Below are 15,962 nucleotides of genomic sequence, written 5' to 3'. Positions count from 1 at the left end.
CGCAAAGGTGACCCTCACGGTGCAAGATTCGTGCATCCCGGCAGACGCCAATCTGCCGCCCGTAGTAAAGCCATCTTGCCCGCCTGATTTTAAACTGACTGTAGTTTCGCCTTTTTATGGTTTATGCGAAATTTTTGAGAAAACGACCGCCATATATGGCGTTTTGATTTTCTAAAAACCACCAAATATGGTGCTTAAACAAGATTGGTGAAACTACAGTTATTAAGAAAAATCGTTTGAAGAATTTTTCAACAGTGCAATGAATGAGAGACGTAAAAGAGGTTTGTAAGCTGTATTTCATAAAACTGCCCAACACCGTTTGCAGCGGACAGCGGCTACGCCGCTGAAGGTACGCGCCGCGAGCCAGTGGAGTTGAGTTTTGGCGATGGAGTCTTGCCCGCCCCGCCGCTGCCGCTGAAACCAACCGTTGGGCCGGCTCGTCCGTGAACAAGCGATGAAGTGTTGAAGCCTGCTCGTGGTGTCGCGGCTCAGTCACAGCGCAATCGCCCTGTGATGCGAAGGTGGTCGGTGGCGCAGGCAGCGGAGAGACAGAGCAGCACCGTCTCGGCCACAGTGACAGGCAAGGCGGCGCGGGGTCGGTGGGGCAAAGCGCTCGCGAAGGGCGGCGGCCCGGGTGGGCAGTGGTCATTGGTCGGACAGTGGCGGGCGATGACGAGCGCAGTCGGGGTGTAGCGAAGGGATGCGCAGCGTTGAGTGGTGCCGGTCGGGCAAGGGCGTCAGGCAGTCAAAGCGTGCCGGTGCGGACAGGTCTTTGCAGGGCCAGGCGCGTGCTGCGCGCAAAGGTCACGTGGTGCAGTGGTCAGTCGGCGCAGGCCGGCGCCCGGCCCAACACTGCATCCAGCCGACACGCTCCGCTCGCTGCGCTCGCTCCGCGTGCGGCTGATGCTCTCGTTGGGCCGGCGTGATTACGACCGTGTAGCAAGCATGTGATAGAATTGTCATTTCGAGTTAGAGGAATGGTAACCAAGATACAGCAAACACAAGCAGATTTGGTGAAAGCCATTACGGACATCGCTGCTGCCACGCCCCTGGCGCGGACAGTGCAACTATACCAATTTGCGCTTTTTCTCAAAACACATCCATTACCCATGAAGAAGTCGCGGCAGATGAAGCGCTATGGGATACACAATTTGCTGCAACGGATGATGACAAACTGGCTGCACTGATCGCAGCAGTTGAGACGGAAGTCAACGAAGGTAAGACACTGCCGATGTTCGATGAACACGGCGAATTCATCGAACATCCATGAAATCACAAACGACCGAGTCGTTCTGGAAGCACTATTGGGCTTTACCCCCAGAGATTCGCCAGCGTGCACGGCAAGCCTACAAGTTGTGGCGAGATCATCCAGCCCATCCGAGTCTATTCTTCAAGCGAGTGAAAGAGAGCCGGCCACTTTATTCAGTGCGGATTGGCTTGGGATGCTCAAAGCGGATACAGTGACCTGGTTCTGGATTGGCACTCATGATGGGTGAGTATGATCGTCTTCTTAAGTGAGCAGAGCGAACTTGTCACCAAGTCGCCGCCCAACAAGCGCTTCCACCTGACGCCGCTTCGCGGCGCAGGTGATGCGCAGGCTGTTGGGCGGCTTGAAGCACCTACGACCGAAGAAAACAAATGACGAGCGGTGAACTGTGCCGAATTTTGAGATCATCGGTGAGATTAGAAACATTGAAACCATTGCCACAGGTAAAGGCGTTCACATCAGACGCTATCTGGAGCGTATTTACGGCAAAGGCCGTTGGCGAAAGATGAAGGGCATAGCCACCGTGCAACTCGCGGATAGTACCGTGACCGAAGCCGAATTACATTGGTTCGAAGCGCACGGTATAGGACGCAAGGATTTCAAAATCAAAAGGTTGATTCGATGAACAAGTTTGTGCTTTGTATCAATAACGCAAGCAATCCAGCTAGCCTGATCGTGGGTAAAGTTTACCGTCGGTTGCCCGACCCTGAAGCCGAGTCACACAATATGTATCGCATCGTGGATGAAGACAAGTCAGAACCTGATGGCTATCTTTATCCCGCGTCTATGTTTGTGCTCATTGAGTTGCCAGAGATAGCGGAACGTGCATTGACGACAGCGAATGCTTGAAGAATAGAAACGCCGCCCAACGGCTCGCGGCAGCTGAAGCGCGAGCCGTTGGGCGCTGGAAGGGAAATGGAGTTTTGAACCCCTTGTGAATTGAGCCGCTTTGCCGCGATGTGCGCGCTGTGCGCCTGCGAATGGGATACTGCCTGCTGTGAGGGGCATAGGCGCGGGGTGTCTGGGCGATGTCCGCTTGCCAGCCGTGACGCCCGCCGATGGAAAGGTGAAGGCGGCAGGCAGGGACGAGTGAACTGTCTGGGCTGGCAGTTGAACGGTCAACGCGCTGGGCTGGCAAAGGCGCGGGTCAGCAGGTGGGTGTTTGGGTCGTGAGGCTGGCCTGGCAGGCGGCGGGCTTCGGGTTGGCGACCGCGGCTTGCCTGTCGGTGTGTGTGTGGCGAGAGGCGGCGCAGGCGCAGGTCGGTTGTGTCGGTTTGCGTGGCAGGCAGTCGAGCGGTAAGTTGAATCTTGCCTGCAAATTTGCTATGGTGTCGGTGAATGTTCTGTGCATTGGTTCTTTGCCAGCCGAGAGAAAGGCGTCTTTGGGGCAGGGTATCTTGCTCCAGTCCTCGAATGCGCCCAACACCGTTTGCAGTGGACAGCGGCTACGCCGCTGAAGGTACGCGCCGCGAGCCAGTGGAGTTGGGTTTAGGCGAAGGGGTCTTGCCTGCCCCGCCGCTGCCGCTGAAACCAACCGTTGGGCCGGCCCATCAGCAAGTAGGCATTGAGATGTTGCAGGCTGCTCGTCATGTTGCGGCTCGGCCACAGGGCGATGGCCGCACACGGCAAAGGTGGTCGGTGGCGCAGGCAGCGGAGAGACAGAGCTGCACCGTCTCGGCCACAGTGACCGGCAAGGCGGCGCGAGGTCGGTGGGGCTAAGCACGCTCGAAGGGCTGCGGCCCGGGTGGGCAGCGGCCATTTGCAGGACAGTGGCGGGCGATGACGAGCGCAGTCGGGGGAACAGCGAATGTTGGCCGAGCAAATGGTTGTCTTGACGGACACCGGCTTTCACGGCCACACCGACAATCCCGCCAACATGAAGGTCTGCAAGCGTGGCACTTGGCACACGCGCATGTTGATCGAAACGGTGCTGTCCATGCTGACGACGGTGTGTCATCTCAAGCATCTGCGCCATCGCCTGGCCGACTATTTCCGCGCTCATCTCGCCTTCGTCATCGCTGCCTTCAACTGGTTAGTGCAGTGGCACGGCCTCGAACCGGACGAACAGGGCGTTGTCCACCTGTCCATCGCCGAGTTCAGCCTATGAACCACTCGCACCATTGGTTATATGCAGGATCTAACCCAACGAGGCAATAGGCCGCCGTGCTGGCCCGGCGCGAAAAGGGGTGATCCGCGCTGCTGGCTCTTGGGTGACGCCTGCCGCGACAGTCTTCGCAGCAAAGCAGTGGAAGGGCAGGTATAGCCCGGCGGGGAAGCATTCTCAAATGTTGTCTGTAATCCTTGCCCCTTGTCGGGCAACAGCGCCAGCAACGGCGGCGGTATCTGCATCGCCAACAGCACCGGCGGCGGGGATTGCACAAATTTCGGAACTGTAGACACCGCCAACTCGATCAATAACCTCATCGAAGGCCCAGCCGCCTGCGACCTGACGCACGGCGTGAACGGCAACATCATCGGCTCCGACCCCAACCTCGGCGCGCTGACCGGCTCCCCGGCCTACTACCCGCTCAACGCCGGCTCTTTAAGCCATTGACGCCGGCGCAGCCCTGCTTTTCTTCATGGTCCGGTGTGGATCATGTCTGGTGCGGTGAAAGGGATCCACTTGCCGTTGGCCGGCCCGCCCCACGGCCGCACCCAGTACATCCGTCCGGTGTACTTCAGCGTGAAGTCCACCGAGCGCACCCCCTGCTGCGGACTCAGCCGCGCATCGCTGCGCGCCCACGCCCCGATTTGCTGAATCACTCGGTGCGCCACCTCGCCATCGGTGAATGACAGCGCGCCGGCGCGATCCAGCGCCGCTGCGATCCTGGCCTCAAAATCGGTCTCGCCGGCTGCCAGCCGCCGGGTGCTTTCGGGGGATAGATACACATACACCGCCGTGTCGTCCCGATTCCAGGACAGTGCACCGAGTTTAAGCATCTTGCTTTGATCAATCAATTGCTCCTTCACCCGCTTCGAATGAATCCACCCCAGCAATGTGCTATACGCATCGGGCGTGCTGACGCGGAACTTCTGCTTGCCGTCCACCAGCTCTACCTTGATCAAAGCGTAGTCACCCAAGCGCGCTGTCCCGTCGTAACAGAGATTCTGCTGCACAAATTCCAGGTAGTTTCCAAAGACCCGATTCACCACCGCCACGTGTCCGAAATAGCCGTTCGAAGCGGCTGCGCCAAAGATGAGCAAGTTGCCTGGCGCCGGCGGCCGTTCGGCAGTGCCGTCGTTGGGGTAGAACGTTAGATCACTGAAGTCTCCCTTTTGCGCTATGGCCACATCGCGCATTTGATACGCTGCGCTGATCAACGAGCCGTTCAGCGACCAGTTGGGATAGCCCACCGTGGCATACAGGCGCACAGCCAGGTCAACGCACTGGAAGGCGCAGGTGTTCAGCGGCTTGAGCGTTTGCGAACAACTGAAGTCGCACGTCGAGCCATTCTTGTAAAACACATCCACTCCGCGCCCACCGAGCCAATCCGTGCCGCGCAGAACGCGATGGCGTGCATCCGGCAGCTCTTGCTGGGTTGGCCGGGCGGGTTGCAGCGTAAATGAACCCATCTGGATTCCCTGCCCCTGCGCCAACTGCGGTGGGGCCAACGTCGCAAGCACAATTAACGTTGTGACAAGTGCGGATCGCTTCATGTCAACCTCCTTTTTCGCCTGTCGTATTCAGGCGACGCTCTGGATTCAAGCTAGCCTGCTGCGCCGGCCGGTGCAAGAGAGAAAACCCTCAACTTCCCGCGCGTGTGTCCTGCCGACGCCGGCAGGTTGGCATCCGTGCGCCACAAGCGCGATGCCGCCACTCATCGCTTTTGAGATTTGACAAGAGATTGCTTCGCAGCCTGCGATGGTTGCCGATCTTTCCGCCATTCGATACACTGGTGCTATCCTTGACCCCCAGCGCATAGATCACAGGCGGGTAAGATGGGCGGCTCTTCATCTTGTCCCAAAGTCGCGGCCGGACGCCCCAGTGTGTTGGTGGTGGATGATGACGCCTTCAACCGCGAAGGCGTCTGCGCCTACCTGACGCAAGAAGGCTTCACCGTCTACGAGGCCGGCGACGACGCCGGCGCGCGACTGCTGATCCCCCGCATCCAACTTGACGCGGCCGTGCTCGACATTTCCATCCCACCCACCCTGGGCAGCCGCGCCCGTCCCGAACACAGCCTGGGCATTCATCTGGCCCGTCATTTGAAAGAGGTCCACCCCCGAATCGGCATTGTGCTCTTCTCTGCCTACGAAGACCGCGGCCGCGACGTGCTGACGCTGCTCAATCTGGGCCTGGGCGGAGTGGCCTACAAACTCAAGGGCTGTCGGCCGTCGGCTTTGCTCGAAGCCTTGCGCGTGGTGTTAGATGGGGGCGTGGCGATTGACCCCGACGTCACCAACCCGCACGATCTGGCCGATGAACTCCTCAGTCGTCTGAGCAGCGAGGAGCGCCCGTTCATCGAATCCGCCCTCAAGTACGCGCATCATCTGACGCCTCGCGAGTTACACGTGGCCGACGGCCTGGCGGCCTCGCAGACGCTGGAGGGCATTGCTGAGCGCTTACAACTCGCCGTCAAAACTGTGGAGCGCTATGTCGGTCAGGTCTATGACAAGCTGGGTTTGACCGCGGCCCCCGCCCATTTGCGCAAATCCAGCCTGCTCACCAAAGCCTGGCTGATCCGCAGCCTGCGCAACACCACGCTGCCTTCGCCCTAGTGGCAGGTTGCAATTGAGGGATTTCCTGCTTGCCGGGGCGCCGGTGATGCGCTACCCTGCACCGTAGGCCCAAGTCAGGAGGGCAAGAGACTCATCTGGTCTGGCCTGGTGGGATCATTCAAGCCTGGTCTTTGCTGGCGGTGACATGAAAACAAATCACGCACCCTTCGGCGTGCCGGCGCTGCTGGCCATGTCCGCCCTGCTGGGCCTGCTTGCCTTTTGGGTCTCGTTGGGCGATTTGGGCCGGCCTTTCCCCGGCTTCCTGCTCATCCGCGACCCGTCCGGCACGCAGTGGTACATCGCCCAGGACACGCCCAGTTGGTGGCCCGGCCTGCGCACCGGTGAACTCCTATACGCCGACCGTGTCCTGGCGATTGACGGACACCCGCTTGTTCCGGGCCTCAATTACATGGCCTTATATGCGCAGGCCTACGCCCGCGGCGCGCGAGAGATCACCCTGCGGGTGGCCCGTGATGGGCACGTGTTCGATGCGCGCGCGCCCATAGTGCTATACACGCCGGCCATGTTGCTCGACTTAACCCTGCCGACCGTGCTGGTGCGGTTGTGCGTGTGGCTGCTGGCCGTCCTGGTGTACATCGCCAATCCTGCCGCACCCCTCAACCGCGCAGTGAGCGCGCTCGGCGCGCTGATCGTTGTTGTCATCGGAACGTTCTTCAGTGGCGTGAATTTTGACGCCACGGGCTGGCCGAATCGCCTGATGGACGTGGGCTGGTTGGCGGCCACGTCATTTCTCGGCCTCAGCATCTGGCAGGCGACGATGTGGTTCACAGCAGCGCCAAGTGAACGGCCGGCCTGGCGCGTCTTGCGCGCCGGCCAGATCGTGTTGCTGGCAGGCGGCGTGATCGCCCTCAGCCCCTATCTGATTGCCAAAGTGTTGTGGTGGACGGCCGGTTGGTCACCCATGGTGGGGACGCTGGAGACGATCGATTTCGCGATGCTGAATGTGTGTGTGTTTGGAGCCGGTTTCTTTGCCTTGTTGCGCATCGCATGGACGGCGTGGCGCGCAACCAGTCCCCGCCGGCGCCGCCAAAGCCAGATTTTAATGATCGGCTTTGCCTTCTCGCTCCCGCCCATGATTTTTCAGGTCAACGCCAACATTACCCAGGCAGGCGCGTGGTTCTTGTCCGGCCCGTTCGACCTGCGCTACCTGTATCTGGCATTGCCCCTGGCGCTGGCGTTTGCTGTGCTGCGTTATCAGATGCTGCGCAGCGTCCATCCGTTGTTGCTGGTGGTGCTGGCGTTGATGGGCAGCGGTCTGGTCGCCGATGTTGCCCAGTGGGCGTTGCGCGTCAGCGGCAACATCCCGCCCGATGCCGATCCCGGCGTGTCTGCGGTCTTGATCATCATCGTCATCACGCTGGGCGTGGGGGCCGTGAGCGTGCTGTTGCCGCGTTGGGCGGCTTGGTTCTTCAACTGGGAAGGGCAGCGTTACATGGCGGTGCAACAATTTCTCAACCGGGTAATGCCGCGCGCCGAGCCGGCCACATTGCCCAGTGAGATTGCCGCCGCGCTGGTGGCCGAGTTGCAAGTTGAGAAGGCGGCCCTGTGGTTGCTGGACGCGCAAGGGATGTTGCGCCTGGCGGCCATCGCACGCCATACCCAGGCCGAAGCCGCGGAGCCGCCGGCTTTGCTTCAGCCGCCGGCGGGTGCGCTGACGGTCATGCCCGGCGTAGTGATGTTCCTCGACCATCAGCGTGCGCCGGCCTGGCTGGCGCCGCTGGGCCAGGCCGGCTTTGTCGTGGTTGCCCTGCTCGCTGCGCAGGGCGAGGCGCTCGGCTTAATGGGCCTGGGCCTGCGCTGGGACGAGGAGACCTTCCATCGCCGTGATGTTGAGATTGTGGCATTGATCGCCTTGCAGGTCAGCCTGTTTCTGCTCAACGCGCGTCGGATCGAGGCGCTGCGCGAGGTGCCGCGCCGCATCTCCGAAGCCCAAGAGCGCGAGCGGCTGCGCATCGCGCAAGAACTGCATGACACTGTGCAGCAATTCTTGGGGCGGCTGCCCTTTCACCTGGAGCTGAGCCGGCGCGACATCCGCGCCAACCCTGCCGCCGCCGAGGCGCGCCTGGAGCGCTGCATCGCCGACGTTGAGCAAGCCGCCCGCGTCGCGCGCCAGATTCGCAGCAACCTGGCCCCCACGCAACTGGTCAATAGCCTGGCCGGCCCGTTGGCCGATCTGGCCGAGCGTTTTCGCGCGCGCGCTGGCGCGCACGTGTCGGTCGAGATTGCGCCGGCGGTGGATGACCTGCTGGATGTTGAGGCGCGCCACGCCCTCTTTCGCGTGGCCCAGCAGGCCCTGGATAACGTCGAGGCCCATGCCGGCGCATCCGCAGTGCGCGTGCTGGCGCAGCCGGCCGATCATGGTGTGCAATTGATCATCGCCGACAATGGGCGCGGCTTTGCGCCTGAAGACCAGGCCCGCGCGGTCAGCGAAGGGCACTTCGGCTTGCCGTCCATGCGCGCGCGCGTCGAGTCGTTCGGCGGCCGGCTGACGATAGATTCTGCACCGGGCCAGGGCACGCGCGTGGTCGCGTGGCTGCCGGCGCCGCGCCCCTAAGCGGGCAGGCGGTTAGCTCACCTGCATGTTCCGCTGCTATGGAATCCACCGGCGTCTGCTGGATCCCGCTCTTCGAGACCCTCGAACAGCACTGATTTGCATGAAGATGCTACCGGATTCAGTCAGCAGGTCCCGCGCCAAAAGCAGCCGGTCGCGGAGATACGTGAGGTAGGAGTGGATGCTCAGCTCCCAGGTGTCGCGGAAGGCGCGGATTTGCTCCGGCTCGCTGGTCAAATCCTCGCCCTTGCCATCCGTCACGTCGCGCTTATTGACAAAGGGCTGGAAGTTGGAGCCGTATTTGATGCCGTAGGGTGGGCCGATATAGATCATCTGCGCCTTGCCCGCCATGTCTTCTTTTTCAAGCAGCGAGTTCATCACGAGCATCGAGTCGCCGGCGATCAGGTGGTTGGTCCAGCCGTGTTTGTGCTGGTAAAACTCGACGGCCTCGCGCAAGGGTTCCCCGCGCTCGATCTCGAACAGCAGTAGCTGCCCCGCGCCGCCGTTTCGGGCGTTTAGATTCGGCTTGCTTCTTTCGCGCCATACCCGGTCTTAACTTGAATGTAAACCGCGCGACTTCCGCGCGTCACATGTGCAGCTTCACCACTGTGTCGAACGGGTCGCGCGCCTCTTCCGGCAGCACCAGCCGGATGCCGTCTTTGGCCGGTTTGACGCGCACCGGTGCGCCATCACGCAGGAGAATCGCCTGCGCCGTGTGAGGCACGCCGGGCACATACACCTCATCGCTCACGTAGTTCAACACATGCAGGTAATGCGTATCCCCCCGGCGCGTGCTGACTACATCGGGGGTGGCGGGGATCGCGCCTTTGCGCGTGGCGTAGATGGATTCACCGTTGGCGGCCAGCCATGCGCCCATCGCGCGCAGACGCTTCGCCTGCACCGGCAAGATCACCCCTTCTGCCGTCGGCCCAACGTTGAGCAGGTAATTGCCGCCGCACGCCGCGCTGCGCACCAACTTGTGGATCAGCGTGTGCACGCTTTTGTGGTTGTCGTCGTCCATGCAGTAGCCCCAGTGATCGTTGATCGTCATACACACCTCGATCGGCAGATCGAAGATGTGCGTCTCGTTGAAGCCGGCCGTGTTCTCGCCCGGCAAGTCTTGCTCGAATCCCTGCACGTCCTCGCCCGGCAAAGGTTGGGCGTGCCGATTGTTGTGGATAACGGCGTCGGGCTGCAGCGTGTGGATCATGTCGTATAGCTTCTCATACTCGAACGAGCCACCCGGGGCGAAGTAGGCGTTGTGCGCGTCGAGCGAATGACGCGGCCAGTCGCCGTCGAGCCAGATGCAGGCGATCGGCCCGAAGTTGGTGCACAGCTCGCGCACCTGGCCATGCAAGAAATCCAGGTAGTCGCTCCAGGCCAGACCGCTCTCTTCGCGAAAGCGATAGGCCGGATGATGCCAGTCCAACAGCGAGACATAGAAGCCGAGCTTGATGTCGCCGCGCCGGGCGCAGGCATCTGCCAGCTCGGCCAGCGGGTCGCGCTTGAATGGCGTGCGCGTGACTTTGTAATCGCTCAGCGCCGTGTCGTACATGGAGAAGCCATCGTGATGCCGGCTGGTGATCACGATATATTTCTGGCCGGCATCGGCGGCGATGCCCACCCACTCATCTGCGTTGAACCGAGTGGGGTTGAACCGGTGCATCAGCTTCTCGTATTCCGGCACGGGGATGCGTTCGATGTGCATCACCCACTCTTGTCGGGCCAGGATGGAATACAACCCCCAGTGGATAAACATGCCGAAGCGCGCATCTTGAAACCACGTGATGCCTTGTGGTGAGGCTTGTTTGATCGTCATGCGGGGAATTATGCGCGAACGCTCAATTCCCGACACGCCATGTCGCCAACGCGCTGAGCAACGCCGGCCCAAGCACCAGCAGCCCGACGACGACGGCGCACAGCGCCGTCAGAAAGACCGCGCCGGCGGCGCAGTCCTTCGCCGCCTTCGCCAACGCATGAAACTCTGGCGAAACACGATCCACGACGGCCTCCAGCGCCGTGTTCATCAATTCGGCCTGAAAGACCAAGCCAGACGCCAACGCCAGAATCGCCCACTGCGCCGGCGCCAGCCTCACGGCCAGGCCGACGACCACCACGGCCAGCATGACGCCACAATGCACTTTGAAGTTGCGCTGCGTGCGAAAGGCGTAGGCGATCCCCTCAAAGGCAAAACGAAAAGAGGCCAACGGGTTGGGAGACTTCATGGCTGCACACGCTGAGCGGGGGACAATCGCCTCACTCGATCCGACAAATCAGCCCTTTCAAGTATTCCGACTCCGGGAAGGTGAGCAACACGGGATGATCGCTGGCCTGCGTCAACCGCTCGATGACCCGCGCGTCGCGCCCGGCCTCCAGCGCCGCGCTGAAGACGATCTTCTGAAACAGCGCTGCGTCCACCACCCCGCTGCACGAGAACGTCGCCAGAATCCCGCCCGGCTCGACGATGCTCATGCCGACGCGGTTGAGGTCTTTGTAGGCGCGCGCCGCGCGCTCGACCTGGCCGGGGTGATGGGCGAACTTGGGCGGATCGAGGATGACGACGTCGAAGCGTTCGCCGCAGTCGCGCAGGCCGCGCAGATAGTCGAACACGTCGGCCTCGACGCACTCATAGCGACGCCCCGCCCCCAGGCCGCCGTTCAGCGCCAGGTTGCGCTCGGCCAGCGCCAACGCCTCCCCGCTCGAATCCACGTTGACCACGCGCGTTGCGCCGCCGACCAGCGCGTGCAACCCAAACGCGCCGGTGTAGGCGAAGGCGTTCAACACCGTCGCCCCTTGGCAATAGGCCGCCACCCGCGCCCGGTTATCGCGCTGATCCAGATAGAAGCCGGTCTTTTGACCGCCGGCCGGGTTGACCCAGAAGCGCAGTCCGCGCTCGCCAATCTCGACCGGCTCGGCCGGCGCAGCCTCGCTCAGCGCTGCGCGCACCGCGCGCGGCAGCGTCCCTCCGAATTCGCGCGATAGGCGTTCCTCGTCCGCGCGCCATCGGATCTGCCGGGGCGAGAGGGTTTCATTCAGCGCATCGGTCAAGACAGGCAGCGCGCGCCAGGCGACCAGGGCCGAAATTTCGACGACCAACACATCGGCGTAGCCGTCAACGATTAGGCCCGGCAGGCCGTCGCTCTCGCCGAAGACCCAGCGGATAGCGTTGGTATGCGCCAGGGCTGGGTCGCGCTTGCGCCGCGCAATTGCCGCGTGCACACGGCGTCGCCAAAACGCTTCGTCTATCACCTCGTCGCGCGCCCAAGTGAGCAGGCGCACCGCGATCTGCGCTTGCTGATTGATCACGCCGCGCGCCAGCCATTCGCTTCGGTTATCGGTCACGTCAACGACATCGCCATCTTTGGGCCTGCCAGAGATCTCCTTGATTGCGCCGGCGAACAGGCGGGGATGGCGTTGGCGGACAGACCGGTCTCGCCCGGACTTGAGCGTGACGACAGCCGACGACACGAGACCAACCTCAACGGCCTATCGCGTCAATCCCGTCAGCGCACGATCAACGACAGCACGATCATGACGGCGATCAGCGCAAGGAAGACAAGCGCAGTCGCTCGCAAATCTCCAAGCACCTCGCTGTACTCGCGTCGCCAATGGGCCGCAGTGAGCGGCGCGGGCGCGCGGGCGCCGACAGTCACAACTGCCGGCTCGGCTGGCGCATCAGATGCCGCCGGCGCGGGCGCAGGAACGTTGAAGGCCTCGGGGGGCAAGTTCGGTCTTCTCTCGCGGCGTGATTTCTTGGACATAGGCGGTTCGTATCGGTAACGTCAGCTCGTATCGTGGCGTTCACTCGTATCAGCGGTGTAAGCAGATCAACGCGCCGGTTTGGCGCCCACAGCGAACACTTCGCGCTGGAAGAACCAGGCGAACGGCGCCCAGTGGAAGGCGACATGGCGGAGGACGCTCATCACGGCGCCCTCCCGGCGGTTCTGCGGGGGCGTATCCAACCACACGCGGACGCGCTTGAATCCGGCGCGCGCCAGGTGGCGGCGCAGGCGCAGCATATCTTGCTCGTTGACGTGGACCTCGGTGTTGATCGCGACGTTGAGCGCGCGCGGGTTCTTCGGGTACTTGTGCCCCTGTCCCATCACGGTGCGGACGGTGCGCACGATCGGATAGGCATAGGCGTCGTACCAGCGGTTCGGCGCGGTATGCACAACGATCTGACCGGCCGGCTTGAGCACGCGCCACACCTCGCGCAGACAAGTGTCCAGCTCCCACGGCTGCAAATGCTCGGCCACGTCGAACATCAGCACCCGATCGAACGAAGCATCCGCAAACGGCAGATACTTCGCATCGGCGCGCGCGATGCCATACACCCCAGTTTCGTGTTGCATGATGCGCTGGGTCAGCCGCACGGCTGCGCGCGCGTAGTCAATCCCGAACGACTTCGCGCCGATGCGCGCAACACGCCGGACGATCTCGCCGCGTCCGCAGCCCAAGTCCAGCACACTCATGCCCGGCTCGACCGACGCGAACTCGAACGCCTGGCGCAGCCGGCGCGAGAGATGCTCGCCTTCGCTCTTGAGGAACTCATCGTAGCCCTCGCAGGCTGTGAGGAAGTAGTTTTCATCGTACAGCTCGGATGGCAGCGGCGCTTCGCGCGCGTGGGATTGCGAATCGCTCATCGTCAACCGCACTGAAGTATAGCCCTTTCACCTGCCCGTCACGATCCGCTCCAACAACGCTGCCGTCTGCGCAGCGATGGCCTCCCACCGAAAGCGCCGGCTCAATTCGGCCGCGCCGGCCTGCAAGCGGCGTCGAAGCGCCTCGTCGGCAATCACGCGCTGGATCGCCTGCGCCAGCGCCGGAATATCGTCGGGCGGCGCGAGCAGCACGTTCACCCCGTCTATCAGCTCCGGCAGCGCAACGCGAGGCGTGGTGGTGACGATGGCGCAGCCGTGAGCCAACGCCGCCATCAGCGTGCCACGGCGAAAGGAGGCGCCGTCGCGGTATGGCAAGGCGATACACGTGCAAGCCGCGAACGCTTCGCTCACGCCGCGCTCGTCCAAGAAGCCGGTGAGATACACCCGTTCGCGCACCCCCAGCGCCACGGCCAGGCGCTGCAGATGCGCAGCATATGCCAGATTGGTCGGGTCGCTGTCGCCGGCCTGACCGCCGATGTGCAGCAGACCCACGTCCAAGCCGCGCCGGCGCAGCTCGGCCAGGGCGCGGATGAGCGCCTCGCCGCCCTTGCTCTCGTTCATGAAGCCGAAATAGCCGACCAGGATGACGCCATCGGCAATGCCCCAGGCGCGCCTCCACGCCGCGCCATCGAAGCCCTCCGGCACCGCCGGCGTGATGTTGCTGCCGATGGGAATCATGGCGACCTCACGCACACCTTCCCGCAGCAACGTGTCGCGATCCTCGACGTTGGTCGTGATGCAGGCCGAAGCCCCTTTCGCCATCATCACGATGGACTTCCAGCGCAAAACGCCGGCCTTCGGAAACAGGTATGGCACGCGCAGGTCGTGAAAGGTGACGACCGTGGGCGTGCGCTTGTCCAGCGCGCCCGGCAGCAAATTGATCGCCGGGTGCATCTGATACGCTGCCGCCTGATATTGCAGATTCAGCACATCGGGATGGAAGAGCCGGTTGAAGCCCTCGATGCGCCGGCGCGTCTCCCAGTTCCACGCGCCGACCAGCCGATGCACCGTGATGTTGCCCTCGCTTTCGACGGCCGGCGCGCCGGCGACGAACCGCGTCAACACATGGGGTTCGTGTCCCAAATCGGCGAGCGCCAGGGCTAATCGGCGCGTGTAATCGCCCAGGCCGCCCTGCAGCGGCGGATACTCTCCGGCAATCAAACCAATGCGCATGGGCTAATGGTAACGGGTATCGCTCGACCGTCGCGGGCCGCCACGCCACAGGGCGCGCGGCCAGCAGGGGATCACGCGCGCGACTCACGGCGGCGCCATCAGTAGAATTGACGCATGAGCATTCCATTTGCGACGCCGGAGTGGGTCGCGGCGTTCAAAGACGCGATCAACGCCAGCGCGGCATATCGCGAGGCGGCCAAGACGTGGGAAGGCGACTTCTGGTTCATCGTCGAGCCGGAAGCCGGCCAACCCGACCGCGAACGCAAGCTGATGTACCTCGACCTGTGGCACGGGGAATGCCGCGAGGCATTCCTGGCGCAAGACGAAAGCGAACGCAACCCCGAATTCCGCATCTGGGCGCCGGCCAAGAACTGGCGCCGCGTCATCAACCGCGAAATTGACCCGATCAAGGCGCTGATGACCAACCAGCTCAGGCTTAAGGGCAACTTCGCCAAGATCATGCGCAGCGTGCGCGCCGCGCAGGAGTTGGTGTTGTGCGCGGCCAGTGTGCCGACGCAGTTCGACTAACTCAGCCCACCGCGTCGGCGCCCTCCGCGATTGCGCTCGGCCCGCCACGATGCCGCGCAACCTTGCCGTTTGCGCCGCGCATACACGGCAATCCCAGGCTCAGGCTGACCTGCGCCGCCTGCCCCCAGGTACGAATGAGGCGACGCACACACCGGGGGCGAAGTGGGCGATGCCTTTCATGCGATGAACGGTAGGGCGCGCAGCCATCCACCTGTAATCGCACCCTTGCTCAGCGGACATGCCCGCGGGGGCCGCCCTACCGGCGTATAATCCGGCGTCGGCCTTGGCGAGTGTCAAGGTAAGCGCCATCAGCCTGATCGCGCTCTTATCCAGAGAGGTGGAGGGACCGGCCCGATGAAGCCTCGGCAACCTTCGCGATCTGAGATTCGCGGTTCAAGCCCGGGATCGAGATCCGAGACGGTGCCAATTCCGGCAGGATCACTGGAAGATGAGAGGCGGACGCGCGTGAATTCGCACGCCCTCTTGTCTCCCAACGAGCGCAAGAGGGCGATATTTTTAAACACGATTCAGCCATTCGCTCAGACGACGGGCGCGGCCGCCTGAGGGTATGACGCTAAGAGAGAACGCAACGTGAACAGCTTCATCAACTCGCCCCAGCTCTTCTTCACCTCGGAATCGGTGACCGAAGGGCATCCCGACAAAATGTGCGACCAAATCTCCGACGCGGTGCTCGATGCCTGCCTGGCCCAAGACCCGATGAGCCGCGTCGCCTGCGAGACGGCAGTGAAGACCGGCTTTGTGCTGTGCCTCGGCGAGATCACCACGCGCGCCTTTGTCAACTTCGATCAACTGGTGCGCCAGGTGGTCAAAGAAATCGGTTTTGACTCTTCCGACAAAGGCTTCGATGGGAACACCTGCGGCGTACAGGTCGCCATCGCCAGCCAATCGCCGGACATCGCGCAGGGCGTGGACGCAGCATTTGAGGTGCGCCATAGCCAGAGCGAGGATGAGATCGAGCGTATCGGCGCCGGCGACCAGGGCATGATGTTCGGGTTCGCCTGCAACGAAACGCCGGAGTTGA

17 protein-coding genes, 1 pseudogene and 1 riboswitch are annotated in these 15,962 nt (G+C 62.5%); of the genes and pseudogenes, 10 read left to right on the top strand and 8 right to left on the bottom strand.

The annotated features are described in order from the left end of the window. The first annotated feature begins 977 nt into the window (after window positions 1-977). The 6 genes from GXH28_RS14445 to GXH28_RS14415 all read left to right on the top strand — a co-directional run bounded on the left by GXH28_RS14445 (window position 978) and on the right by GXH28_RS14415 (window position 3,821). Entirely contained in the window at window positions 978-1,187 is a 210-nt protein-coding gene (locus tag GXH28_RS14445) for a hypothetical protein (RefSeq protein ID WP_240550425.1), read from the top strand. 311 nt (window positions 1,188-1,498) lie between these two features. Then, window positions 1,499-1,642, top strand: a complete 144-nt coding sequence (locus GXH28_RS14435; RefSeq protein ID WP_169239733.1) for a hypothetical protein — start codon at window positions 1,499-1,501, stop codon at window positions 1,640-1,642. A gap of 13 nt (window positions 1,643-1,655) precedes the next feature. Further along, complete coding sequence (locus GXH28_RS14430) at window positions 1,656-1,892, top strand: hypothetical protein (RefSeq protein ID WP_169239732.1); 237 nt, start codon at window positions 1,656-1,658, stop codon at window positions 1,890-1,892. Beyond that, on the top strand, window positions 1,889-2,116 hold the full coding sequence (locus GXH28_RS14425) for a hypothetical protein (RefSeq protein WP_169239731.1): 228 nt from the start codon (window positions 1,889-1,891) through the stop codon (window positions 2,114-2,116). Before GXH28_RS14430 ends, GXH28_RS14425 begins: the two co-directional genes overlap by 4 nt. Before the next feature lie 973 nt (window positions 2,117-3,089). Further along, complete coding sequence (locus tag GXH28_RS14420) at window positions 3,090-3,374, top strand: hypothetical protein (RefSeq protein ID WP_169239730.1); 285 nt, start codon at window positions 3,090-3,092, stop codon at window positions 3,372-3,374. 201 nt (window positions 3,375-3,575) lie between these two features. Then, on the top strand, window positions 3,576-3,821 hold the full coding sequence (locus tag GXH28_RS14415; RefSeq protein WP_206156870.1) for a hypothetical protein: 246 nt from the start codon (window positions 3,576-3,578) through the stop codon (window positions 3,819-3,821). 23 nt (window positions 3,822-3,844) lie between these two features. On the opposite strand, the gene GXH28_RS14410 is transcribed toward GXH28_RS14415, so the two are convergent. Further along, window positions 3,845-4,924 carry a CHAP domain-containing protein gene (locus tag GXH28_RS14410; RefSeq protein ID WP_169239729.1) on the bottom strand — a complete coding sequence of 360 codons (1,080 nt, stop codon included), beginning with the start codon at window positions 4,922-4,924 and terminating at the stop codon, window positions 3,845-3,847. 282 nt (window positions 4,925-5,206) lie between these two features. On the opposite strand from GXH28_RS14410, the gene GXH28_RS14405 reads away from it, so the two are divergent. Both GXH28_RS14405 and GXH28_RS14400 read left to right on the top strand, forming a co-directional pair. Beyond that, complete coding sequence (locus GXH28_RS14405) at window positions 5,207-5,986, top strand: response regulator transcription factor (protein ID WP_169239728.1); 780 nt, start codon at window positions 5,207-5,209, stop codon at window positions 5,984-5,986. Between the two features lie 145 nt (window positions 5,987-6,131). Then, window positions 6,132-8,561 carry a sensor histidine kinase gene (locus GXH28_RS14400; protein ID WP_169239727.1) on the top strand — a complete coding sequence of 810 codons (2,430 nt, stop codon included), beginning with the start codon at window positions 6,132-6,134 and terminating at the stop codon, window positions 8,559-8,561. Between the two features lie 90 nt (window positions 8,562-8,651). Here the strand turns inward: GXH28_RS14400 and GXH28_RS14395 are convergent. The 7 genes and pseudogenes from GXH28_RS14395 to GXH28_RS14365 all read right to left on the bottom strand — a co-directional run. Then, window positions 8,652-9,050 (bottom strand): annotated as a pseudogene (locus tag GXH28_RS14395) (site-specific DNA-methyltransferase); the annotation flags it as partial. Window positions 9,051-9,144: 94 nt separating this feature from the next. Beyond that, the gene (locus GXH28_RS14390) at window positions 9,145-10,377 is read right to left on the bottom strand and encodes an alpha-L-fucosidase (RefSeq protein ID WP_169239726.1); all 1,233 of its coding nucleotides are present in this window, start codon (window positions 10,375-10,377) and stop codon (window positions 9,145-9,147) included. A gap of 22 nt (window positions 10,378-10,399) precedes the next feature. Then, the gene (locus tag GXH28_RS14385) at window positions 10,400-10,783 is read right to left on the bottom strand and encodes a diacylglycerol kinase family protein (protein WP_169239725.1); all 384 of its coding nucleotides are present in this window, start codon (window positions 10,781-10,783) and stop codon (window positions 10,400-10,402) included. 31 nt (window positions 10,784-10,814) lie between these two features. Next, on the bottom strand, window positions 10,815-12,026 hold the full coding sequence (locus tag GXH28_RS14380) for a class I SAM-dependent rRNA methyltransferase (protein ID WP_169239724.1): 1,212 nt from the start codon (window positions 12,024-12,026) through the stop codon (window positions 10,815-10,817). 35 nt (window positions 12,027-12,061) lie between these two features. Beyond that, the gene (locus GXH28_RS14375) at window positions 12,062-12,319 is read right to left on the bottom strand and encodes a hypothetical protein (protein WP_169239723.1); all 258 of its coding nucleotides are present in this window, start codon (window positions 12,317-12,319) and stop codon (window positions 12,062-12,064) included. A gap of 66 nt (window positions 12,320-12,385) precedes the next feature. Further along, a complete protein-coding gene (locus GXH28_RS14370; protein WP_169239722.1) occupies window positions 12,386-13,201 on the bottom strand; it encodes a class I SAM-dependent methyltransferase in 816 nt (271 codons plus the stop codon). 27 nt (window positions 13,202-13,228) lie between these two features. Beyond that, window positions 13,229-14,392 carry a glycosyltransferase family 4 protein gene (locus GXH28_RS14365; RefSeq protein WP_169239721.1) on the bottom strand — a complete coding sequence of 388 codons (1,164 nt, stop codon included), beginning with the start codon at window positions 14,390-14,392 and terminating at the stop codon, window positions 13,229-13,231. A 114-nt stretch (window positions 14,393-14,506) separates the two neighbouring features. On the opposite strand from GXH28_RS14365, the gene GXH28_RS14360 reads away from it, so the two are divergent. Both GXH28_RS14360 and GXH28_RS14355 read left to right on the top strand, forming a co-directional pair. Continuing rightward, window positions 14,507-14,920 carry an SCP2 sterol-binding domain-containing protein gene (locus tag GXH28_RS14360; protein ID WP_169239720.1) on the top strand — a complete coding sequence of 138 codons (414 nt, stop codon included), beginning with the start codon at window positions 14,507-14,509 and terminating at the stop codon, window positions 14,918-14,920. A gap of 322 nt (window positions 14,921-15,242) precedes the next feature. Continuing rightward, window positions 15,243-15,375, top strand: a riboswitch (SAM riboswitch). 208 nt (window positions 15,376-15,583) lie between these two features. Continuing rightward, window positions 15,584-15,962, top strand: a 379-nt coding sequence (locus GXH28_RS14355) for an S-adenosylmethionine synthetase N-terminal domain-containing protein (protein WP_304515801.1), incomplete at its 3' end; no start/stop codon positions are given.

Source organism: Candidatus Roseilinea sp. NK_OTU-006 (genome assembly GCF_012931985.1).
Classification (GTDB): Bacteria; Chloroflexota; Anaerolineae; order J036; family Brachytrichaceae; genus JAAFGM01.
The sequence above is the reverse complement of the archived record's forward strand: the minus strand, read 5'-3'. Positions and strand labels throughout refer to the sequence as shown.